Source organism: Desulfosporosinus fructosivorans (assembly GCF_004766045.1).
Taxonomy (GTDB): domain Bacteria; phylum Bacillota; class Desulfitobacteriia; order Desulfitobacteriales; family Desulfitobacteriaceae; genus Desulfosporosinus; species Desulfosporosinus fructosivorans.
Window position 1 is genome coordinate 18,511 of sequence record NZ_SPQQ01000022.1, and the last position, 23,482, is coordinate 41,992.

General features: G+C 42.4%; 19 protein-coding genes, 7 tRNA genes, 1 rRNA gene and 1 other annotated feature. Of the genes, 1 reads left to right on the top strand and 26 read right to left on the bottom strand.

Annotated features, from left to right (window positions below; all coding sequences use genetic code 11):
• Nucleotides 1-60: 60 nt before the first annotated feature.
• From E4K67_RS27605 to E4K67_RS27615, 3 genes are read right to left on the bottom strand one after another with little or no spacing between them, the layout of a single operon-like run.
• Nucleotides 61-2,421 carry a sensor histidine kinase gene (locus E4K67_RS27605; RefSeq protein WP_135552684.1) on the bottom strand — a complete coding sequence of 787 codons (2,361 nt, stop codon included), beginning with the start codon at nt 2,419-2,421 and terminating at the stop codon, nt 61-63.
• Nucleotides 2,402-3,358, bottom strand: a complete 957-nt coding sequence (locus tag E4K67_RS27610; protein ID WP_135552686.1) for a polyprenyl synthetase family protein — start codon at nt 3,356-3,358, stop codon at nt 2,402-2,404. The genes E4K67_RS27605 and E4K67_RS27610 overlap by 20 nt, the downstream gene beginning before the upstream one ends.
• Before the next feature lie 6 nt (nt 3,359-3,364).
• Entirely contained in the window at nt 3,365-3,562 is a 198-nt protein-coding gene (locus E4K67_RS27615; protein ID WP_135552688.1) for a hypothetical protein, read from the bottom strand.
• Nucleotides 3,563-3,886: 324 nt separating this feature from the next.
• Between E4K67_RS27615 and E4K67_RS27620 the strand changes: the two genes are divergently transcribed.
• Complete coding sequence (locus E4K67_RS27620; RefSeq protein WP_243454664.1) at nt 3,887-4,405, top strand: Uma2 family endonuclease; 519 nt, start codon at nt 3,887-3,889, stop codon at nt 4,403-4,405.
• Between the two features lie 55 nt (nt 4,406-4,460).
• Here E4K67_RS27620 and E4K67_RS27625 read toward each other — a convergent pair whose 3' ends face one another.
• From E4K67_RS27625 to rrf, 23 genes are all read right to left on the bottom strand, one after another.
• Entirely contained in the window at nt 4,461-5,135 is a 675-nt protein-coding gene (locus E4K67_RS27625; protein ID WP_135552690.1) for a uracil-DNA glycosylase, read from the bottom strand.
• Between the two features lie 64 nt (nt 5,136-5,199).
• Nucleotides 5,200-6,447 (bottom strand): benzoate/H(+) symporter BenE family transporter, encoded by a 1,248-nt coding sequence (locus E4K67_RS27630; protein WP_135552692.1) that lies wholly within the window; start codon nt 6,445-6,447, stop codon nt 5,200-5,202.
• A 363-nt stretch (nt 6,448-6,810) separates the two neighbouring features.
• Entirely contained in the window at nt 6,811-7,362 is a 552-nt protein-coding gene (locus tag E4K67_RS27635; protein ID WP_135552694.1) for a helix-turn-helix domain-containing protein, read from the bottom strand.
• A 16-nt stretch (nt 7,363-7,378) separates the two neighbouring features.
• Entirely contained in the window at nt 7,379-7,636 is a 258-nt protein-coding gene (locus tag E4K67_RS27640; RefSeq protein WP_135552696.1) for a cell division protein ZapA, read from the bottom strand.
• Nucleotides 7,637-7,748: 112 nt separating this feature from the next.
• Nucleotides 7,749-10,154 carry a phenylalanine--tRNA ligase subunit beta gene (gene pheT / locus E4K67_RS27645; RefSeq protein ID WP_135552698.1) on the bottom strand — a complete coding sequence of 802 codons (2,406 nt, stop codon included), beginning with the start codon at nt 10,152-10,154 and terminating at the stop codon, nt 7,749-7,751.
• A gap of 12 nt (nt 10,155-10,166) precedes the next feature.
• Complete coding sequence (pheS, locus tag E4K67_RS27650; RefSeq protein WP_135552700.1) at nt 10,167-11,189, bottom strand: phenylalanine--tRNA ligase subunit alpha; 1,023 nt, start codon at nt 11,187-11,189, stop codon at nt 10,167-10,169.
• 377 nt (nt 11,190-11,566) lie between these two features.
• On the bottom strand, nt 11,567-12,361 hold the full coding sequence (locus E4K67_RS27655) for a TrmH family RNA methyltransferase (protein ID WP_135552702.1): 795 nt from the start codon (nt 12,359-12,361) through the stop codon (nt 11,567-11,569).
• Nucleotides 12,362-12,631: 270 nt separating this feature from the next.
• Entirely contained in the window at nt 12,632-12,991 is a 360-nt protein-coding gene (rplT, locus tag E4K67_RS27660; RefSeq protein WP_135552704.1) for a 50S ribosomal protein L20, read from the bottom strand.
• A 31-nt stretch (nt 12,992-13,022) separates the two neighbouring features.
• Complete coding sequence (gene rpmI, locus E4K67_RS27665; protein ID WP_135552706.1) at nt 13,023-13,220, bottom strand: 50S ribosomal protein L35; 198 nt, start codon at nt 13,218-13,220, stop codon at nt 13,023-13,025.
• A gap of 22 nt (nt 13,221-13,242) precedes the next feature.
• On the bottom strand, nt 13,243-13,758 hold the full coding sequence (gene infC, locus E4K67_RS27670; protein WP_135552723.1) for a translation initiation factor IF-3: 516 nt from the start codon (nt 13,756-13,758) through the stop codon (nt 13,243-13,245).
• Nucleotides 13,759-14,010: 252 nt separating this feature from the next.
• On the bottom strand, nt 14,011-15,945 hold the full coding sequence (thrS, locus tag E4K67_RS27675) for a threonine--tRNA ligase (protein WP_135552708.1): 1,935 nt from the start codon (nt 15,943-15,945) through the stop codon (nt 14,011-14,013).
• A gap of 44 nt (nt 15,946-15,989) precedes the next feature.
• Nucleotides 15,990-16,211 (bottom strand) — a binding site (T-box leader).
• A gap of 99 nt (nt 16,212-16,310) precedes the next feature.
• Nucleotides 16,311-17,183 (bottom strand): putative sporulation protein YtxC, encoded by an 873-nt coding sequence (gene ytxC, locus E4K67_RS27680; protein WP_135552710.1) that lies wholly within the window; start codon nt 17,181-17,183, stop codon nt 16,311-16,313.
• Between the two features lie 340 nt (nt 17,184-17,523).
• Nucleotides 17,524-18,378 (bottom strand): polyamine aminopropyltransferase, encoded by an 855-nt coding sequence (speE, locus tag E4K67_RS27685; RefSeq protein ID WP_135552712.1) that lies wholly within the window; start codon nt 18,376-18,378, stop codon nt 17,524-17,526.
• 3 nt (nt 18,379-18,381) lie between these two features.
• Nucleotides 18,382-19,833 carry an aminotransferase class I/II-fold pyridoxal phosphate-dependent enzyme gene (locus tag E4K67_RS27690; protein WP_135552714.1) on the bottom strand — a complete coding sequence of 484 codons (1,452 nt, stop codon included), beginning with the start codon at nt 19,831-19,833 and terminating at the stop codon, nt 18,382-18,384.
• 666 nt (nt 19,834-20,499) lie between these two features.
• Nucleotides 20,500-20,576, bottom strand: a tRNA-Val gene (locus E4K67_RS27695).
• A gap of 3 nt (nt 20,577-20,579) precedes the next feature.
• A tRNA-Leu gene (locus E4K67_RS27700) sits at nt 20,580-20,668 on the bottom strand.
• Nucleotides 20,669-20,678: 10 nt separating this feature from the next.
• A tRNA-Cys gene (locus tag E4K67_RS27705) sits at nt 20,679-20,753 on the bottom strand.
• 13 nt (nt 20,754-20,766) lie between these two features.
• Nucleotides 20,767-20,841: transfer RNA gene (locus tag E4K67_RS27710), tRNA-Gly, on the bottom strand.
• 1 nt (nt 20,842) lies between these two features.
• Nucleotides 20,843-20,918: transfer RNA gene (locus E4K67_RS27715), tRNA-Phe, on the bottom strand.
• A gap of 8 nt (nt 20,919-20,926) precedes the next feature.
• A tRNA-Asp gene (locus tag E4K67_RS27720) sits at nt 20,927-21,003 on the bottom strand.
• A gap of 98 nt (nt 21,004-21,101) precedes the next feature.
• Nucleotides 21,102-21,177: transfer RNA gene (locus tag E4K67_RS27725), tRNA-Val, on the bottom strand.
• Between the two features lie 170 nt (nt 21,178-21,347).
• On the bottom strand, nt 21,348-22,625 hold the full coding sequence (locus tag E4K67_RS27730) for a glycosyltransferase family 2 protein (RefSeq protein ID WP_135552715.1): 1,278 nt from the start codon (nt 22,623-22,625) through the stop codon (nt 21,348-21,350).
• A gap of 780 nt (nt 22,626-23,405) precedes the next feature.
• Nucleotides 23,406-23,482: ribosomal RNA gene (gene rrf / locus E4K67_RS27740) — 5S ribosomal RNA — on the bottom strand; the annotation flags it as partial.

Here is a 23,482-nt window from a genome sequence, read left to right on the forward strand (position 1 = left end):
TTTAGACTCCTTTGACTTATTAGCCTCCATGATGACTCCGTGCTTTTTATCTTTCTCTATTTATTCTACAGGGATAGTAGCTTTGAGCATTGTGCCTCGCTGAATTTCCGAACTGATCTGAAGCTCCCCACCTAAGCTTTCTATTCTTTCTTTCATTCCGACTAATCCAAAATGAGCACCTGTCAACGCCCAATCTTCTATCTTGCTAGTATCAAAACCTTTACCCAAGTCACTTACCATCAGTTCAAGGTTAGATTCGTTCCTCTCAATGTGAATCTTCAATTTATTAGAATCGGAGTGCTTCACTGCATTAGTAATCCCTTCCTGTAAGAATCGGTATGCAGTTAATTCTACTTCTTCCTTAAAGTGTTCATCTCGACTGATACCTACAGTCTCTAAGGAAATTAGTAACAGCTCTTTGAGCATTATTTCTTCGCACATAAATTCAACGGCAGTAAGTAAGCCTAAATCAGTTAAGGATGGCGGTCGTAGATCATTTGATATTAAACGAAGTTCAAGATTCAAGTTCTCAACTAGCTTTCGCATATGAGAAATCGCCTTGACTGTTTTGTTATCATTATTAGTTAGGCATTCTTCAATAAGGTATTTCAGGTATCGATTCAAATCCAGTCCCAATTGCAGGGGGCCATCATGGATCTCGAAGGCCACTAGTTTCCGCTCTTTCTCAAGACCTCTAAACAAAGCAGTCGTTATTCCTTGTAGCCCCAGATTTCTTCGTTGTGTTTCCTGAGATTTTTGAACCATGAATTTAATTTCTTTCGATAATTCCTGGATGACAAACGTCGTTATTAAACGTTGGGCCAATTGACTTGAGATCAACGTAATTAAAGGCAGTTCATCGAGTTCAAATTTGACGTGGGAATAACGGTGACCTAAAAATATTCCGCAAGAGAAATCATCAGAAACAACGGGAATATAGATTTCAGCCGAAAAACTTTCAGGAAGTATCTTTGCTTTTAAATTAATCCTTTGATCCGCTTGAAAAAATTCTTCCAGTTCGGCTTGTTGGCTTGGCTTTTCCAAAAGCCTTCCGAGAGCCTTCTTTAAGTATCCTCCTTTGCCGTCTTCTACGATGATAAAAGCTCCCTCAATTGATAGACTCTTCACCACCTCTTCTAATATCCTGTCCTCATCATTAATTGAAGTTAGGCTTTCGTTCAACCTAAGAACTCTCTTTCTAAAATCTTTCTGTCCTTTGAAAAAAGAACATTTCTCTAAGATTTTTCTTTTTACAACTCTAATAACGCTCAAACAAACCATGAACAGCATGGTTAAAGATAGCGCAGCAAGATACACCTCAAGATTTAACGCCTTTACTACTTTTGAAATAAAGAGCACACACGAGACAACAACACTAAGAATTATTCCCTCAGCGAAAAATGAAATTATAGCTTCTAAGAGCCGACGACTATCCGGCAAATATTTATTGACGATCACATAATACCAAGTAACTGGAACAATAGAAACAAATAAATAACTAACCTGAGTGTACACTAGCGGTTGAAAACCAACTATAACCGGGACTGCGGTTAATAATACGATGGGCAAAAAACCAATCGCCATGCCCAACAAAACTATACTTGCCTGGTTTCTTTCCGGTTTATCTCTGGGAAACCTTATAAGCTCCCCTAGCTTCCATAGTGCTAAAAGAATTCCTAAGATCATATTTGATAAAACTAGTTTTCTTAATAAACTTATACAGTGAGCAATACCGGCAGATTGTAGAATGGTTAAGCTTAATATTATTACAAATATGAAGGCTAATAGTAGGCGAACGAACTGATTTACTTGATTTTTATTTCCGCTCGGCAAAGCTGAGACAAACTCGATAAGAAACATAGGAACCAACGACAAAATTATGTACTCCAATTCTCTGGCAAACAGCAAATCGCGACTTGAAGCTGGAGCTAAGATGATCGCCAAACCGATCAACCAGTTCAACCAAAATAAAGTTCGTGCTTGAAGCAAAAAAGAGCGCTTATACCAAGTAATAAAACCCAAAATCCAGAAAGAGAACCCCAAGACAACCATTGGAATTTCACTAAATGACCTCAATAAAACAGTACTTTCAGGTATTTTCATGATGCTATTTGTTGGTTGATCCGACTTTTGGACTTCAATAGTTGAGGCCCCTTCAGCCTCACCCCATTTTTGAACAAATCTGTACTTCCCTGAATCTTGATCATTGATTTTTAGAATCAGATCTCCCACTCGGATCCCAGCGTGGTACCCTTCGCCATTAGGATTACTGGACGTCACCATCCATTGTTCACCGACCATTTCAAGCCCAAGACCAACGAAGGGTTGATGAATACTAGCTATAAAATAAACGATCCACAATAAAACAAAGGCGGCACTCGCAATGTAGTATGCTTGCCGCCTAAACATGTTCTTCAACAAGTTTTATCAACTTCTCTTTGCGTTTTTCCAGAACTGGAATTGCCTGAACAATGTCCATAGCCTTTTGACGATAAATTTCAAACATTACTGTGCAGTAATGTACCGCTCCTTCATTGAAGGCAATTTTCTTTAAATAGTCTCGTTCTTCGTTTCCAAATCTGCGCAACCCTTTACTCTCTAACTGCGTTAGTTTTTTGAATTGGTCGGCCGTATCCCCTTGTAAAGTACTTGAAAGATAGACATACGGTAGGGTTTTTGTATTATTTTCAAAATCCTTTTTCCTTTCGAAATCTAAAAAATCGTTTAAGTCGTTTCTGATTTGGCTCATTATCCCAAGGTTTGTCCCATACTGATCTAATTGAGAAACCAATGATTCTGATGCGCCACCTAATGTGGCACCAATTTTACAGGCACAAGCAGCTAAACTCCCCGCCTTACTCTTGATTAGGTCAAAATACTGTTCAAGCGTAACTCGCTCACAACTATTATAAAGAAACTCTTGGAATTGAGCATTACTAGCGCATATTCCAGTTCGGTTTAAGATTGTACTGACCTCTCTAAAGAGTCTATTATCTGGTATCTTTGATACGGCCTCATAGCTCAGCATAAGTAGGCAAATGGCTAAGTTTATTGCGTTCGCATTAGTGAGTTTACGCCAGGCTAAATCATTATTGTCCTGATCCTGAATATCATCGAAAATATCGGCTGCCAAGGCAAATAGTTCCATCGCTATTGCTCCCGGCAGCGCAACTTCAGTTACCTCGCTTACACACTCACAACTCAATAAAGTTAAGTGTGCCCACTTATACAGTTCGCCTGTCTTGCTGTCAGCATTAAGCGAGGATTGAATCAGGCTTATCATTTCCGAACTAAGTTGGATTCTCGTCAGGATTTCTCCGATTCCTTTTGAAATATCCTGATCAAGCTGAAGATTCATCACTTTTTATCCCCACAAATCCAAAGGCAATGCTTCAATCGCTAGGGCATCTCCAGATACTTCATACTTGGAAAAGACATTTTGTACGATAGTTAATTCTTTAATGTCAAATTCTCCTGAAGGTAGCCTGTTTTCTAGTTTCAATATACTTTTTGGATCTTTGACCAGATTGTGGACCAGTTCCGCAATACTTTCATAACTCATTAATAACCCACCCTCTCTTTAATTAACTAAAGATAGTATTTGACACTTTTTGCCTAATTCCTTCAAGTTATAATTCATTTTTAGAATTTTCTTATTTCTTCTTGATGTTTATATAATTGCAGTGCTTGCGCCTTAAGATTGAACATGCTATAGACACATCACCTCCGGTATACACAATAAATAAATAAATTCTTGTCAAAGAAAAAAAGCATTGCTTTCCAACAGGCCCTTTGCAGTGTTTGAAAACCTATTGAAGCATGGTATAATCTTACAAAGACAAAGATCGGAACCTAAACGCTAGAATAGCCTAAAGGGGTGTTGTCGGTGGGGAAAACACCATTGGAATCCGAGTTTGAACGGTGGGAACGAATTGATGGTGTAATTTACGATATGACACCACCACCATCCTCCCAACATCAAGCTATTGTAGGAAATTTATACGGTGAGTTTTATACATATCTGAAGGGTAAGCAGTGCAAAGCCTTTCCTGCACCGTTTGGGGTCTGGTTGGATGATGCCAATGATATCTATGTTGAACCTGACATAACTCTGGTCTGTGACCCAGCAAAGATTCACAAAAAAGGATGCGTTGGTGTTCCTGACCTTGTGGTTGAGGTCCTAAGCCCATCGACGGCCTTAAAGGACAAACGGGTTAAGTTAAAACGTTACAGGTTGTCAGGGGTCCGTGAATACTGGATAGTTGACCCGTTTAATCAGATTGTGGAAGTTTATAAACTCTCTGATAACGTATTTACCGAACCTCAAGTGTACGGGAAAGACGAAACGGTCAAAGATGGTATATTTGAGGACTTGATCATTAACTTGTCCGACATATTCGAATAAGTGAAAAGAAGCAGTGCACCTAACTTTTGTACACTGCTTCTTTTCTTCACGTTTTTCATAAGTTTTCAATTTGCCAGTCGATTGGAGTTTTTCCGATGGAAGCTAAAAACTGATTCGTTCTAGAAAAGGGTCTACTGCCAAAAAATCCCCGAAAGGCAGAGAGTGGGCTCGGATGTGGGGATTTTATGACATAGTGATTCGGATTAGTGATCAGATTGGATTTTGAATGTGCGTTGCTCCCCCATAGGATGAACACAATGGGATCCCTCCGCTCGTTTAATAAAGTAATCACTTTATCAGTGAATGTTTCCCAGCCTCGATTCCTGTGAGAGTTTGCCTGACCAGCAACCACTGTCAGTGCGGTATTTAATAAAAGTACTCCTTGGTCCGCCCATTTTTTCAGATAGCCATTATTTGGAAGATAGCAATCTAAGTCACTCTGAAGTTCCTTAAAAATATTAACCAAGGACGGGGGAGGAGCTATTCCCGGCTGAACAGAAAAACTAAGGCCATGTGCCTGCTTGGGCCCATGATACGGGTCTTGACCTAGTATTACAACCTTAATATCCTGATAAGCAGTATAATGAAGGGCATTAAACAGATCATGCATATTAGGGTAAATTACCTTTGTCCTGAATTCCGTTATCAAAAACTGCCTTAATTTTTGATAATACTCCTTATTAAACTCATCCTCTAATAAGCTTTGCCAGTCATTTTTGAAAATAATCATTACTATCACCCATTATGAATTATATCATATTTAAGTAGTGGAACTAGCCCTCAGCCCCATTTCCTCAGCCTACTCTCCGGTTCTTTTCTCGCAAATGTATATTAGTCTTCGCTGAGAACAGTTTTGATAGATCTCCCGATAGCATAAAATCCGTAACTATACCGGCGATTAATCCCCAAAAAGGTGATCCCACTCCGGCAATTGAGATTCCGGATAATGTAACTAAAAAGGTGATCAACGCAGCTTCCTTTTTTGCCTCTTCCTGCATCGCGGATGTAAGGCTTGAACCTATCGATCCAAATAAGGCTAATCCTGTTATTACCACGATCAATTCGCTCGGAAAAATCGCAAAAACAGAAACAATAGTTGCCCCAAAAATGCCAAAAATAAGATAAAAGATACCTGCTGAAATTCCAGCAATATAGCGTTTGTCCGGATCGAGATGGGCTTCCTTTCCTGTACAGATCGCAGCTATAAGGGCTGACATATTAATGCCATGAGCGCCAAATGGAGCGAATAGGATAGAGGCAATCCCTGTAGTAATAATGAGTGGATTCACCGGAGTATTGTATCCATCAGCCCTTAACACCCCAATGCCCGTAGCATTTTGTGAAGCCATAGTGACAATACAAAGGGGTATGCCTAAACCTATTAACGAACTCAATGAAAATGTAGGCTTAGTAAAGATTGGGTCAACGAGAAAAACGCTAACCCCTTCAAAGTTAACTATGTTTAGACTGTAAGAAATCAAGAGACCCAGAAACAAACTTGTAACCACTGCATAGCGTGGGAACCAGCGCTTGGACACCAGATAACTCAAGATCATCGGGAGCGCTAACATAGGCAGCTGTTTTGAGGAAACAAAGACATCCACACCAAACTTTAGTAGTATTCCCGCCAGCATCGCTGTGATGATTGCGTAAGGAATTCGTTTCATAAAGGAAGAAAAAAGACCGGTGAATCCAAGGACAGTAATAAGTATCCCCGCAAAGATAAAGGCCCCAATCGAGTCTGAATAGGCATAAGCGCTCCACCCCGAGATTAACATGACCGCCCCCGGTGTTGACCAGGCCGTTATCACAGGGGCCTTGAATCGAATACTTAGAATAATTGACGTCAGTCCACTAGCGATAGAAATGGCCCATATCCAGGATGATAAGTTTGCATTACTTAAGTTTATGACCTTGGCCGCTTGAAAAATCAGCAATACTGGTCCTGCAAACCCAACAGTAACTGCAATTAAACCGGCGACAATGGCGGAGATCGACGAATCACTCCTTATTCTTTTCAATAATAATATAAAGCTATCCATTTTAGGCCTTCCTTCCTACATGTCTACTATTGAGCGCTATAACGCACACATTCTGTAAAGTATATCACGTGTGCGCTATAACGCTCAATAGTTTTTGAAACTATTTTTTCACCTGCTCATCCTAGTCGACGTATGAATGATGGAATTAATTAATGGCGTCAAGCTGTTGCGGTTAGAACTATGGATTTCAACTTCCTCCAACTTTAGGTGCCAAATAGTCTTAATCCGCTCTAAATGAAATTTATGTCATCCAAATCGTCAGCTTAATGCTCCTGAAAAAGGAAGTGGATCCGCAAAAAGCACACACGACTATGCCAGTTGCTCGTCGTGTGTGCTTCATTACAATCCATAGCCCTATTCTCTTTAAGAAAAATAGTAAATTAAATGATGGAAACTGGTGCGCTGATCAGAGATATTGCGATAGATGTGTTCTTTATTGGCCAGATAACGAATAGCGTCCCCTTTATTTAACACATAGATATTTTCATCAATGCAGATTTCAAGGGCTCCTTCAATGAGGCTAATATATTCTTCAACCCCCTCGTCATGTGGAGGGGATCTATGGCTACACCCTGCTTCAAGCTCTATGGTGAACACTTCAAAGCCCCTATTACTATCAAAAATGAACTGTGGATATATTCTCATTTGCCCATTTTCTTCAATGATTGGGTTCGTCTCTGAGTGGCGTATTAAAAGGGTCTCTTTGTCTTCTTCCCCATTCGCTAATAACGATGAAAACGACACTTTTAGCCCTGTTGCGATTTTCCAAAGGACGTTTACTGTGGGAATAGACTCCCCACGTTCGATCTGTCCTAGCATTGCTTTACTAACGCTTGTTAATTCAGCAACCTTGTCTAAACTTAGCCGTCGATTTTTTCGAACAGTATTTAAATTTTTCCCAATCGTAAATCTCATTTTTCGGCACTCCATGCTACTCTGTTTTTTCTCCAAGTAACTGCATTAATGTTTCTTGTTCTTCTCGTAATTTTGCCAGTTCATCTGCTAAATTTAGGGCTGTTAAAATAGCCATCTGGTGAACACTCAAGCGAGGTAGCCGTTGAGCGATTAGACGCATCTTCTTATCAATTTCGTGCGCCAACCCTTGGATATACAGTGCTGTCCCATCACCGCGGACCACATGCTTCTCTCCAAAAATCTCAACGGTGATTTTGACTTGTTCATGTGACACAATTTCCCCCTCGCTCTCTTCATACCATTCTGATTTTGACCCAAAGTTTCAGAAGAAGTCTCCCATTTCTACAGACAGGAGCTAAATTCGGCACAATTCACTATTACACCTACTATTTTCGCCATTCCGCGGCGAATTCCTGCTGAATCCCTTCTAAAATGCGTGAATTCAGAATATTTACTTCCTCATCGGTTAACGTCCTTTCTAAGGACTGATAACGCAGCATGAACGCTAGACTTTTACGATCGTCTGGTATGGGTTTACCCGTATAGACATCGAATATTTCAACTTGTTGTAGTAATTGTCCACCAAGCTTTTTCATCTTAGACATAACTGCATCCGCTTGAGTCTCCACGGCCACGACGACTGCCAAATCCCTTTGTATGGCAGGGAAACGTGGGATGGAGTGGGCACGAACGGTTTGGCGCATCCGGGCAAACAATGGGTTAAACTCTAATTCGAATAATACCACCCGTTCTAGCTCCCACTCTTTTTCCAGAGAAGGATGCATCTCCCCCAGGAATCCAATGCACTGGTTCTGGAGATAAACGTCAGCGGAACGCCCTGGGTGTAGTAAGGACTGATTCTTGGCGATACGGTATTCCAATTCAAGCCCAAATTCCTGAGCTAGCCCTTCTAAAATTCCCTTAAGGTAATAGAAATCATAGTTAACCGATTGGTTTAGCCAATGCCTTCCACTCTTTCCTACAGCAAGTCCAGACACTCTCAATTCTTCTCGAGGAAGATTCTGCAAAGGGCGCTCCTCTCCCCAATAAGTATTCCCGATCTCGAAAATGCTCACATCCGTGTTTCGTCGTGCAAGATTCCGAGCAGCCACATCTAGGAGCCCAGGAACTAGAGTGGTACGCATCACACCAAGTTCATCTCGTAAGGGATTGAATAGGGGGATTGAATGCTTTGCGCTCCCCCACTGCGCATCTGCCTCCGCGCGAGTGAACGAATAGGTAATTACCTCATCCATTCCAGATTGGGCTAATGCCCTACGCAGTCGACGGCGAAACTCCTGTTCCGCTGTTCTACTTCCTTGGGTCTGATCCCCTTGAGGTAGAGTTGTTGGAATTCTGTCATACCCGATCAGACGGGCAACTTCTTCCATAAGATCTTGTTCGATTTCGATATCTGAACGATAGGATGGAATCTCAACGTCGAATATATCACCTTGTTCCTGATACTCGAAATTTAAATCCTCTAGGACCTGGCGAATCTCCGCCGTTTTGAGGTCGACGCCAAGCACGGTTGTAGTATGTTGGACTGAAAGACTCACTCGGCGGGTAGGCGGAAGGTGCTTCACTTCATCTATCAGGGCTACCGGGCGACCTACCCCTAATTCTAGGATTAGATCCCTTACTCGCCCTAGGGTAGCTACGCAACCATAGGGGTTAATTCCCTTTTCATAGCGATTCGAAGCCTCCGATCGGAGTCCTAAACGACGACTTGTTCGGCGAATACTGACCGCCGAAAAATGGGCAGATTCAATTAGTAACCTCTTCGTATCCTGCGTCACTTCGCTATTTAACCCACCCATTACCCCAGCGACGGCCAATGCTTGGTGATCGTCTGCGATAACTAGTGTATCCGCTTGTAGAAAACGTTCAACTCCATCTAGAGATACAATGATTTCATTAGGATAGCCAGCGCGAACGTGAACATCCCCACTGATCTTATCCCGGTCAAAGGCATGTAAAGGTTGTCCCATTTCCAACATACAGTAGTTAGTAATATCCACAATATTACTAATGGGGCGAACTCCAGCAGCTTTAAGCCGTCGCTGCATCCACTCCGGAGAAGGAGCGATCTGAACATCCTCAACTACTAAGCCGGCATAGCGCCAACATAACTCCCCTTCTTCGATGATAATCCGCAAATCCGAAGCCGTTGGCAGGGTCATCACTTGATTTGGTTCCGCCCATTTTGGTAAATGAGGCTTTTTCCGGGTTAGAGACGCGACTTCACGCGCAACATTTACCATTGCCAAACAATCTGGCCGATTCGGATAGAGTTCCAAGTCTAAAACACTGTCTTCACGTCCTAAATATTTGCCGAAGTTCTCTCCGATTGGGGCATCGGGTAATAAAATTAGGATCCCGTCCGCACTGCGCTCCAAACCTACCGTCGCATCAAGAAGAAGTTCTTCACGCGAACACAGCATACCTAGAGAAACAACCCCTCTAAGTTTGGACTTTCGAATTGTAAGATCATTGGGAAGGGTCGCTCCTACCATGGCAACAGGAACCCGGTCTCCAACCAATAAATTCTGTGCGCCAGTGACAATAACAATCTCCTCTAGACCGACATTCACAGCACAAACCAAGAGTCGATCTGCGTCCGGATGTTTAGTTAAACTAACTAACCCACCAATCACTACTTTTTCGAATCCTTTATTCAGATTCGCAACATCCTCAACTTCAATCCCGCCACGGGTTAGCGTTTCCGCTAACTCTTCTGCGCTCTGATCGACATCAACGAGTTCGCGCAACCATTCTAAACTGACTTTCATGACCTTCCCCCCTTAAAACTGCTGTAAAAAGCGCAAATCATTATCGAACAAGAGTCTCATATCTTCAATTCCGTATTTTAGCATGGCGATTCGCTCGACTCCCATACCGAAGGCAAATCCTGTGAGCTCTTTCGGATTGTATCCACCCATTTCTATGACCTTGGGATGAACCATTCCCGACCCTAACACTTCTATCCATCCAGTCCCTTTGCAAAGACGACAGCCTGCTCCTCCACAAAGCATACAGGAAATGTCCACTTCTGCGCTGGGCTCAGTAAACGGAAAAAAGCTCGGCCTTAGACGGATTTCTCTAGATTCACCAAACATTTGACGCGAAAAATTTAACAGAATCCCCTTGAGATCTGACAAACGAATCCCACGGTCCACAACAAGTCCCTCTACCTGGTGAAACATCGGAGAATGAGTTGCATCGTCATCATTACGATAAACTGTCCCCGGAGCAATAATTTTCACGGGGAGTGCTGGACAGAGTTTCTCCATCGTTCGAATCTGGACAGGAGAAGTGTGCGTGCGCAGCAGAATCTCTTCTGTAATATAGAAGGAATCTTGCATTTCGCGAGCTGGATGATCCTTTGGGAGATTAAGAGCTTCAAAGTTATAATAATCCGTCTCAATTTCTGGTCCTTCGGCAATTTGAAATCCCATTCCCAAAAAGATATCTTCAATCTCTTCAACGATTTGTGTAAGAGGGTGAATATGTCCACGCGGAACACGAAGTCCTGGCAACGTGATGTCAATGCGTTCGGTTGCCAACCGCTTCTCTAGGGCCATTCTGTCTAACTCAACACCGCGTTCTTCCCAAGCTTGTTCCAGACGGCTACGTACCTCATTGACAATTTGCCCCATGATGGGGCGCTCCTCGGGACTTAAGCCCCCCATTTGGCGCAACAATGCTGTGAACGTTCCTTTTTTTCCGAGAACTTTCACTTTAAGCTCTTGGAGCGCTTCTAACCCATCTAGCTCCTTCAGTTCTCTTAATGCTTCTTCTCCAACACGTCGTATTTCATCCTTCAAGTTAACCACCCTTTCCGATATACATCACAGCCGTACGGCAATTAAATGAATTCCCGTACCAGATAGACTTACCTATAAAAAAAGACGCCCGCCCCTTGTTCAAAGGGACGAGAGTCTACTCTCGCGGTACCACCCTAGTTTGGCTAATATGCCACACTTAAGCTCCCTTTAACGGTGGAAACCGGGCCTACCTAATCAGCAGACCACTCCTAGGCGAAATTTAACCTCCATAAGAGGTGGGTATCTTCTTAGCTGGCTCACAGTCTTTGGCCATACCTCCCTGAAAAGAAAACACTCTTTTAACCTGATCATCGCGTTAGTTGTCAATTCACATCATCACTTGTTCAGAGAAAATTATAGCATAGCTCTTCTATGTTTTACAACAAATCCCTTTGGCGAACGATTTCATAGAGCAATATACCTGTAGCTATCGCCACATTAAGTGACTCAACTTCGTGGGACATAGGAATCGTTACACACTGGACATTTACATTTCGAAAAGCCGGAGATGGTCCATTTCCTTCATTTCCTACGACAAGTGCAAGGGGGCCATCTGGTAGCCGGGTATGATAAACCGAGCTGCCCTGGATATCGCCCATGAAAACACTCAATCCCTGGTCCCGGCAAAAGTCCAAAATATCCTTTGGCTGATGTCCAGGCAGGAGGACTAGGGAGAAAATAGCCCCCATCGTACTTCTCAACACTTTCGGATTATATAAATCAACAGTTCCCGGTGTCAAACAAACATACCGTACGCCTGAAGCCAAGGCAGTACGCAAAATAGTTCCTAAATTCCCAGGATCTTGTATGCCATCCACAATGAGCAAGACAGAATTCTGATCAATATGTAGATCTTTCCAGGTATAGGTTGTTTGGCGTACAACCGCCAAAATTCCCTGCGGTTCTTCCGTTGCACTCATTTTACGAAGAACGCGCTCATCCACTTCCTCAAAAGGGATGCCTCGTTCACGTAGCTTTTGCTGAAGGGGATGCCACTCTATCGTCTCACGTTCTAGGCAAACAAAAACCTTCTTGATAGGAGCATTTCTGCACACTGCCTCCTCCACAAATCTCCAGCCTTCAACCACAAACAATCGGGCTTCCTCGCGGGCTTTACGCCGCTGCAAAGAAACCACATATTTTACTTGCTCATTCTGCAAGGACTCAATCATTCAATACCACCTCCAGGGGCAAGTATAGAAAAATTGTACGGGCAATTCATAAATTACCCCTACCTAATGTAAAGGAAGCTAAGGCTAGCACCAAGCACTGGCCATGGATGACAGAGTGTCCTTGTAGCCAAGGATGGCGAGAAGGGACCCATCAGGCACCGCCGATAGCCCTAGTTTACTATGTCCAGAAAGTATGAACTGACTGGTACCAGCCAATTCATACCTTCTGACTAAATGCCAAAAAGAGGGTGCAAATGCACCCTCTTTGTTTTATCCGTTGACTTGTACTTTGGCAACATTTACGATTTCTGTAAACGCCGCAGCATCGCTGATCGCGAGTTCTGCCAGCATCTTTCGATTGACAGTAACTCCAGCTTTCTTCAAACCGTTCATCATGCGGCTGTAGGACATACCGTTCATACGAGCAGCTGCATTGATTCTGGCGATCCAGAGTTTACGGAAGTTACCTTTGTTATCTTTTCTATGAGCATAAGAATAAGCTAAGGATTTTAGGACTTGCTCATTAGCTGGACGGTAGAGTTTACTTTTCGCCCCACGGTATCCTTTAGCTAATTTTAATATCTTTTTGTGGCGTGCATGTTTGGTTACGCCTTTTTTGACACGGGCCATGACGAAGACCTCCTTATTAGATCAAATAATATTATAGATAAGCAATTAAACTCTTAATGCGTTTCACATCAGACTTGTCCATCACAGTTGATGAGCGCAAGTGACGTTTGCTTTTCGGTGACTTCTTCTCCAACATATGGCTTGTGTATCCGTGCATACGGATGATTTTGCCAGTTCCTGTTTTCTTAAAGCGCTTTGCTGCGCCTCTGTGAGTTTTCATTTTAGGCATTTACGTAATCCCCCTTATGGTATTAATCGTGTTTAAGCGTAGCTAAGATCATGATCATGTTTCGTCCCTCAAGCTTGGCTTCTCTTTCGACAGTACACTCTGCTTTGCAAAATTCTGCGAGTCTCACGCATAAAGCCTTTCCAAGCTCTGGGTGGGTAACTTCCCGTCCGCGGAACATAATCGTCACCTTAACTTTATCTCCATCGAGTAAAAAGCGTTGGGCATTGCGGGCTTTAGTTTCGAAGTCATGATCCTCAATATTTGGACGCAGTTTAACTTCTTTAATTTCTGTATTCTTTTGCTTTTTACGAGCCTCTTTGTCTCGCTTGGCTTGCTCGTACTTGTACTTACCATAGTCCATTAGTTTGCAGACCGGCGGTTTTGCCGTCGGTGCGATCTCTACGAGATCTAAGGATTTCTCCACTGCAATGTTCAAGGCATCTCGAGTCGCCATGATTCCAAGTTGTTCTCCCTCTTCACCGACGAGACGAACATCCCGAACCCGGATTTCGTCATTTAGTCTTAAGTCCTTGCTAATAAGAAACCACCTCCACTTAAAATATCCGCTCAACACAAAAAAGACGGATGAATTACCACCCGTCTTCTAAACAATCGCGAGCACACACTAAGCTCAGGACCAGAAGATACCTTATCGACAAACGCCGTAAGGTGAGAAGCGGATGGCTTCTGCTTGACATCAAACATCTTATATCAATAAGTGACCTTTGTCAATACCTCATCTTGACACAGTATCCAATGTTCTTGAGCCTATTCATTCAGGATATTCCTCTTAGGCTTCTTTGGTATCAACTTTATGAATTACTTTACTTTTAATCTCTCCCTGGAGAAGTTCAATAAATGCCTCAACAGTCATCTTTTCTCCAGCATCCCCTTGACCGTACCGTCGGACTGCTACCATGTCTGATTCAGCTTCCTGATCCCCAACAACTAAGGTAAAGGGGATCTTCTCTGTTTGAGACTCTCTAATCTTATAGCCAATCTTTTCTTTGCGTTCATCTGATTCTGCTCGGACATCGAGTTCATTGAGACGGGAGACGAGGCTTTGAGCATATTCATGATGTTTTTCACTAATCGGCAGGATACGGACTTGAATCGGGGCCAGCCAAACAGGAAAAGCCCCTGCATAGTGTTCTGTCAGAAGTGCAATGAACCGTTCGATACTTCCATACACGACTCGATGAATCATAACTGGACGATGTTTTTGACCGTCTTCCCCAATATAATTTAAGTCAAATTTCTCAGGCATTTGGAAATCAAGTTGAATCGTTCCACACTGCCAAGTCCGATCGAGGCAATCCTTGACATGGAAATCAATCTTAGGACCATAGAACGCTCCATCACCCGGATTAATTTTATAATTGATACCCTTTTCCTCTAAGGCTTCTTCAAGTGCCCTTGTTGCCGTTTCCCAATCCTCGTCGGATCCCATGGACCCTTCAGGGCGCGTTGACAATTCAACATTATACTCAAAGCCAAATACTTTATAGAAGTAATCAACTAGTTCAATAACCCCAATGAGTTCTTCCTTAATTTGAGATGGGAGCATGAAGATGTGCGCATCATCTTGAGTAAAGTTCCGAACACGTAGTAACCCATGGAGCGCACCCGAAAGTTCATGGCGGTGCACAAGTCCAAGTTCACCCACTCGAAGTGGCAGGTCACGGTAACTACGCATTTTAGTCTTATACATGATCATCCCACCCGGACAGTTCATGGGTTTCACACAATAATCTTGGTCATCAATCTCCGTGAAATACATGTTTTCTTTGTAGTGATCCCAATGCCCAGATTGTTCCCACATCGAACGATTGAGGATTATCGGGGTTTTGATCTCCTGATATCCGCGTCTGCGGTGTTCCTGTCTCCAGAAATCCTCAAGGGCATTACGTAAGATCATGCCTTTAGGATGAAAGAAAGGAAACCCAGGTCCCTCCTCGTGTAAGCTAAAGAGATCAAGTTCTAAGCCGAGTTTACGATGGTCACGTCGCTTAGCTTCTTCCAGCTTAAACAGGTGATCTTGCAAATCCGCGGGTTTTGCAAATACTGTTCCGTAGATACGCTGGAGCATTTTATTTTTCTCGCTCCCCCGCCAGTAGGCACCCGCTAAACTCATGAGCTTGAAGGCTTTAATATTAGCGGTCGAAGGGAGATGTGGTCCGGAACAAAGGTCTGTAAAATTTCCTTGAGTGTACATCGAAATTGTGACGTCTTCTGGAAGACCTTCGATAAGTTCTACCTTATATTTTTCACCCAATTCATTGAAATGAGTAAGGGCCTCTGCCCGTGAGACTTCTCTCCGCTCGAAAGAATGCTTTTCCTTCACAAGGCGGTTCATTTCTTTCTCTATGCTCGTCAAGTCCTCTGGAGTAAAGACATGTTCGGAGTCAAAGTCATAATAATAACCTTTAGCAATTGACGGACCAATTCCGAATTTCGTCCCTGGAAATAGATTGCCTACAGCTTGAGCCATTAAGTGTGCGGTAGAGTGTCTTAATACGTCTAACCCTTCCTCGCTATCTATCGTTACGATCTCTACAGCCGTATTTTCTGTGAGAGGATAGCATAAATCCTTCATCTTATCATTGACTTTCCCTGCAACCGCTACCTTCGCCAAGCCCCGAGAGATACTCGCTGCAAGTCCTGCTATTGTCGTTCCTGGCTCAACCTCGCGAATTGAACCGTCTTTTAAGGTGACCTGAATCATAAAAATCACTCCTTACCTATTAATAAATAAAAACTCCCGTCCCTACTAGGGACGAGAGTTCACTCCCGTGGTTCCACCCAATTAAAAGGTCATATGCATTACCTTTCACTCGATATCCCTTAACGCGGGGTACGGCTAAGCTTACAAATTTTCAGCCCAGCACTCAAGGGTGGTTTTCTCCTGTACGTTCGTGAAAAATGCTTTCAGCCATGGCATCTCATCTCTTGCGCGACAGTTCAGGATACTCTCCCTTTCAACGATTTTTACATTTTTACATTTTAGTCTAGCTTATGATAAGCATTTCTTACTTACAAAGTATTCAGTAGGATCTGGTTAGTTTTATTATATCAATAATTATTCGCTTGTCAAAATTTTTCACATAAAGGGCACCCTTGACAATCGCTCACTCTATCCCCAAAGACACTTCGAATGGTATTTAACGTATCTTTGTAACCCTCATAACGAATATGTAACGTAATTTGGCGGGGAGCAACAGCGATCAAAGCACTGACCAATAAATCTTCATACCCTAACTCGTGAACGTTGTCGAGTTGGTAATCCTCTAGAAATTGATGAGTCACCTTGACTCCTTCATTGTTATACAGATGGAATTTTCCCTGGGGAGTCATTCCAACATGTAACCACTCTAAGCATGGTTTTTGACTATCCACAAACTGTTTTAAGAGCAAGATAAAGTCCAGATATTCTTTTTCAATCACATATTCCTCAAGGGCATACTCCACAGCTCTATTTACATCGTTTTTATACTCGTGGGCCCGAAAGCGCAAAAAACCCTCTATGTCAAAAACATCACTATGATCTAAGCACCCTAGTATCTGGGTAACAAGGCTTGTCTTGCGATTTACGCTATACTCTTGAACTTGCCCTAGCCCTTTATTTAGATATTCCAAAGCCTGGTTAATCACCATTTGCCAATTTTCTTCTTCTAAATGTTGTTTCTTTTTGATTATCTCACGTACATGCACTTTCTCCCAATGCAACAAAATTGTCTCTGCCAAGGCATTAGCTAAGTAATAACGGTGGATTTTTTGAATCACATTCCCATCTTTTGTCTCCTCAGACAAAGGATCATGAAATTTGCACTCAATAAGCCAGCGATTTCCCTGACGTAGTTCAACAATTTGCAAAGGAAGTTGCTCTTGGTCACGCAGTTCGCGTAAGCATTCACAGATACTATCATGGTATTCTTGCGTTGATAATTGTACGGAATGTTCCACTGGCATCCCTCCATACTAGAGTATATGAGCTAGGTTGAGTCATATTTCGGTTAGGTCAATCTCTAAGCTTAGTTTCTTTCAATATTATTTCCAAAAAGAAACGGACACCCCTTAATATTTCCATAAATTTGGCTTTCCATTCCTATAAATGGATTCTTCTCAATAAATGATACCTGCATAATTGGATTACCTTCTTCAATATAGGTGAATGTTAATTCCTCAAAGTGTTAACTGTACACTGGGCAGACCTTCTTGCTGAACGTAAAAAATCCCCCTTTCGGGGGATTTTTGTCAGTAGTCTATTGATTTGATAACTTTGCCTTCTAAGTAAAATTAAGAATTAATCCTCTGCATTTAATAAGAGGTCCTTGACGTAGCTAGGCAGAGCAAAGCACCCTTTATGAATTTCAGTGTTGTAATACTTTGTTTTCAAGCCTAGACTGTTCCAAGCTTGTTCATCTATGTCAGTCAGAGGATCGAATTTTTTTGACGCGAAACCAAACAGCCAGTGACCGGACGGATAGGTAGGAATGTGCGCCTGATACACCCTGCATACTGGGAAGAATTCTCGAATTCTCTTATGTGCTCTTTGCATAGATTTGGCATACTCCCCATAATAGGGACTTTCATGCTGATTAACGAGGATTCCGTCTTCTTTCAGTGCCTTAAAGCAATTACCGTAAAACTCCCTTGTAAATAGCCCCTCTCCTGGTCCGAAGGGGTCAGTGGAATCGACAATAATCAGATCATAGACATTTTCTTTGGAGCGGACAAATTTCAATCCGTCCTCAAAATAAATTTTTACTCTCGGGTCATCTAGCTTGCAGGCGGTCTGTGGCAAATATTCTCGGCATACATCCACAACCATTTTATCTATTTCTACCATGTCAATATGTTCAAGGGTGCTGTAACGAGTCAGTTCCCTTACTGTTCCACCGTCTCCTGCACCGATAACTAAGACATTCTTAATTTTCGGGTTGGTTGCCATCGGTACATGAACAATCATGTCATGGTAAATAAATTCGTCCTTTTCAGTGACCATCATTAAGCCGTCTAGCGTAAAGAAATTGCCGAATTCATGAGAGTTAAAAACGTCAATTCTTTGAAATTCGCTCTGCCCCGTATAAAGTGGCTTATCAACTTTGATAGAAAAACGGACATTGGCAGTGTGTTGTTCTGTATACCATAATTCCATTGTTTATTCCTCCACTATTTTAATGTTCTCAACGGAGATATCCTCCGTTCCAGTCAATAAACAGCCCTTGGCCTTAGAATAAGTAATATAATCAATGATTTCCTCAGTTATCCGCTCTCCCGGTGCCAAAATAGGAATACCGGGTGGGTAAGACATGACAAATTCTCCACATATATATCCAGTGCTTTCTGCAATAGCAACAGAGTGTTGATCGGAGTAGAAGGCTTTCTGAGGCGCCATCACCACATCGGGATTAATATATTCATGATCAAGCATCCCTGCTTTATCCTTCATATAAAGCCTTTTTATTTCAGACAGAGACGAGACAAGCCGTTCCAAGGCCAGTTCTCGATCCCCAACGGAGATAATTGCCAGGATATTGCCTATATCACCTAACTCGATCTGAATTCCATAATCATCACGAAGAATGTCATAAACCTCTATTCCTGCCAACCCTATTTCTCTAGTATAGACAGAAAGTTTGGTATGGTCAAAATCAAACACCGAATCTCCGTTGATAAGTTCTTTGGAAAAAGCATAGTATCCCCCGATTTTGTTAATCTCTTCCCGGGCATAATTGGCAAGAGAAGAAACTTTCTTGAAGATGGCTTTACCATCTATGGCTAGGTTACGTCTGGAGATGTCTAAAGATGACAATAATAAATAGGAGCCGCTTGTAGTTTGGGTCAGGTTAATAGTTTGCCGCACGTGACCTGTGCTGAGACGACCATTTTTCAACAAGAATGAACTTTGGGTCAGTGAACCGCCTGTTTTATGCATGCTGACTGCCGACATATCTGCTCCTGCTGCCATCGCACTGACAGGCATATTGTCTCCAAAGTAGAAGTGCGTACCATGTGCCTCGTCCGCAAGGACAGCCATATTATGACGATGGGCTAGCTCAGTAATGGACCTTAGGTCGGAACAAATACCATAATACGTAGGATTATTAACAAAAATTGCTTTGGCCTCTGGATTTTCCTCTATGGCTTTTTCCACATCAGCTACGGACATGCCTAAGGGTATGCCCAAGAGTTTATTTACGCCAGGATTAACATAAACAGGAATTGCTCCACTGATAATTAGGGCGTTAATAGCACTTCTGTGGACATTGCGAGGCATGATGATTTTATCGCCCTGTTTACACACACTCATAATCATGGCTTGAACAGCTGCTGTGGTGCCGTTAACCATGAAAAACGCGTGTTCTGCACCGAAGGCCTCTGCGGCAAGTTCCTCTGCCTCTTTGATTACGGAGACGGGGTGAATAAGATTATCGAGTGGCTTCATAGAATTAACATCCACCGAAAGGCATTTCTGGCCTAAAAATTCTGTGAGCTGGGGGTTCCCTCTGCCTTGCTTATGTCCTGGCACGTCAAACGGTACCACACGCATAGATTTGTACTTTTCAAGGGCTTCATAAATAGGTGCCTTGTCTTGCCTAAGTGAATGCATAAAAAGCACCCCTTTCAATAAAACATAATCATTTGACATTCGTGTCACTTTATCTTTCAATGATCTCCTAGCCGTGATCATTCCTCTTAGGCACATCTCAAAAAAATAACATAATAAGTATATTAGACAATCCGAAAAATATCAATAAAATTGACTCTCCAAGAACCCCGCAAATAAGCATTATCACTAATCCTCTATTATCAGCAATCTCATACTGCCTTAAGGAGCTCTCTTCAGTTATACAGGCATTCTTTTACATAAGACCCCTGTGGAGGACGCAGAGAGTCATTTCTTCCCAGTGGGATATAGTACGGCTATCTTAAGAGTCTATTTTGTCAGCTGGGTACCTTTTTTAACGTAAGTCCTCTATAAAGGCTCAGGGAGCTCTTGAGCGCCTCTACAGACCATCTTTCGATATCATGTCTGTGCAGACAAGAAGTGACTCAATGAACTACGTAAGCATTATGCAGACCATTGCTGGCAGACGTTTGGCAGACTTCTTATCGTAACTTAGGGTTTCTTGGGGCTCCTTCGAGCAAGCTTACGATTTTTGTGCAAATACCTCAATAATCAGTATGTCTAACAAAGTGCCCTGTAACCCGCCTGTACCCAGGGTTTCTGGGTATAAAAAAAGCTCCTCCGAAGAGAAGCTTTTATGTTTCCAGATGGTGGGTTTGAGAGGACTCGAACCTCCGACCCCCGCGATGTCAACGCGGTACTCTAACCAGCTGAGCTACAAACCCATATGGTGCCGATGACCGGAATTGAACCGGTACGGGCTGTTAAGCCCGCGGGATTTTAAGTCCCGTGCGTCTGCCAGTTCCGCCACATCGGCATGAATTGTTTGGAGGCGGCACTCAGATTTGAACTGAGGAATAGAGGTTTTGCAGACCTCTGCCTTACCACTTGGCTATGCCGCCAGGGAAATGATAGTGGAGCGGGTGACGAGATTCGGACTCGCGACTTTCACCTTGGCAAGGTGACACTCTACCACTGAGTTACACCCGCATGGTGCCTCAGGACGGAATCGAACCGCCGACACGAGGATTTTCAGTCCTCTGCTCTACCGACTGAGCTACCGAGGCAAATAATATGGCGACCCCAATCGGATTCGAACCGACGATCTCCTGCGTGACAGGCAGGCGCTTTAAGCCGCTAAGCTATGGGGCCATGTGCTCGATGTCCAAGGTAAGATGACTAGGTACTTTGACCTATGAGCAACTTTTCCTTCAGCATCTATGTCTTACGCTCAGCCTCTGGTTTCAGCTTGGTGGGCGATGACGGGTTCGAACCGCCGACATCCTGCTTGTAAGGCAGGCGCTCTACCAGCTGAGCTAATCACCCGAGGACTGACGATTATCAGTATACACAAAAATACGCACTGTGTCAAAGGTTTTTTTTTACTATGAATATTTATCTAATAATCATAAGTATCCTGAGCAATCTCTGTTCAATAATATGTTCAGAAAGGGTTAAGTCAATCGTTCAACCTAAGTTAAAAGCATCTCATTAGTTTAGTTTGTGGATACTTTTTTTTGCTTTACCACATCTTCAATACAAATTGAGCGGGTGTGCTTAGTATGTGACCATTGCTTATCCTTGCGATTAATAAATCCTAAGAAGACAATTGGAATCCAACTATAAATAAAGATGGGATATAGTATGAGCCCAAGATAGGCCCTCCAAGGCAGGCGATCGAGTGCTAGGGCAGCAACAGGGTAAATGTATTGAATTGTGGATAATATCTGCCAACCTGTCCATGGCATCACTAGCGTAAATATAGGTGTGTAACTATTTTGTAATACACCTATAAAGTTTGTCAACATAAAGAAAGTGGCGATCATTACTAGAGCAGGTTGAAAAAGATGGATAGCAGCATCAAAATACATTATTTTTCGTTCCCGTATTCCCTTAATAATGAGAGGGAAGAAATAACGTCCCGCTACGTCAACTTGTCCCTGTGCCCAGCGTTTTCGTTGATACCAAGATTGCATAAACGTCAAGGGTTTTTCATCATATACCACTGCATCATGAGCCCATGTCGTTTTAATTCCATGAGATAAGGCTTTCATGCTGAACTCAAGGTCTTCAGTCAAGGAAGTAGCTCCCCAACCAAATTCTTTTAAAACGTCTGTTGAAATACACATACCTGTTCCACCCAGAAGGTTCGAGAGACGGCCTGTGTTGTACCTTGCAAGCTGCAGTAAACGATTCGTTACCCAGAATGCAATAGAAAAAGTATTTGTCACCCACGTATCAAAGGGGTTCTTAGAATCTAAGTAACACTGAACTATCTTGTGGCCTTGGCAAAGCTTACTATTCATTTCAAAAAGAAAGTTCTCTTTCACAAGGTTATCTGCGTCAAAAATTGCTATCGCATCGTATTGACGTTCCATTTTAAAGAGACGTTGGAACATCCACTCTAGGGCATAACCTTTGCCTCGCTTTTCAGTATTAAATCGCCGATGGACGATGGCTCCAGCATTTCGGGCAATTAAAGCAGTTTTGTCGGTACAGTTATCAGCAACAACAAAAATATCGAAAAGTTTCTTTGGATATTCTAGTAATAAAAGATTCTCTAGTAATGGTCCAATGACAGTTTCTTCATTATGCGCAGCAACAACAATAGCAAAACTTTTCTCTGGCTCAAGTACCTTTATCTCTTGTTTCCGATACAGACCAAATATCGAAAGTACAAAATAATAAAAGGTAAGGAAGATAATAATAAATTGAATTGGAAGCATAAATAAATTAAATAGTTGCGCACCCGTAATACCAGTTAAAAAATCCACGGATCCAACCTCCTTCAACCAACAAATTTTAACACAAGAATTACACCTATGCAAGAATTGAATTGTTCTCACATACAGATTGTCCATAATTTACATATATTTAATATCTATCGAATTAGAACTAGAAACACGGTTATCGTCAGTGTCGTCTAGATAATTTAAGTAAAATGTAGACTATGAGCGAGCAACTAAAACAAAGAAAGATAAAGCTTGTTTTAATTCCAAATCCAATTGACTGCCAATAAACTTCTCCGACACGTGATCCAGATACCCATGGAACAAATGAGCGAAAGATTTGTGATATTCCGTTTCCAATTACAATAAACAGTAAGCAGCCTGAAATTATAGTTATTATGCCCATAACTACAGTCGGAGTATCCAATCGCCAACGACGCATTATATTACGCCTCATCCAATGTAGTTCTATACTCAGATTTCTAATCCATCTTCTCCACATCTTAATCACCTCATATATAGTCTATGAGGGAGTTAAAGAAGAACACACACCCTTTGTCATTTAAAAAGTATAAATACCTAATTAACTGGAAATACTCGAGACCAAGGAGGTGGTTTATAATGCCAGTACCGGGTAAAGATGGTAAGTTTGTGCATTGTTCCTATTGTAACCAAAGGTTCCTCTTCTCATATGACGCTAGTAAGCATGAAAAAGAGAAACACTCCGATCAGTTGGGATCATCTAGTTTGTAACGCTTCAAGATTTAGTTTTTAGTGAACTTAGAAAAGCAAAAGCCATCCTTGAGGATGGCTTTTGCTTTGTTTACCTGGCGATGACCTACTTTCCCAGGGGCTTGCGCCCCAAGTATCATCGGCCCTGGAGGTCTTAACTTCCGTGTTCG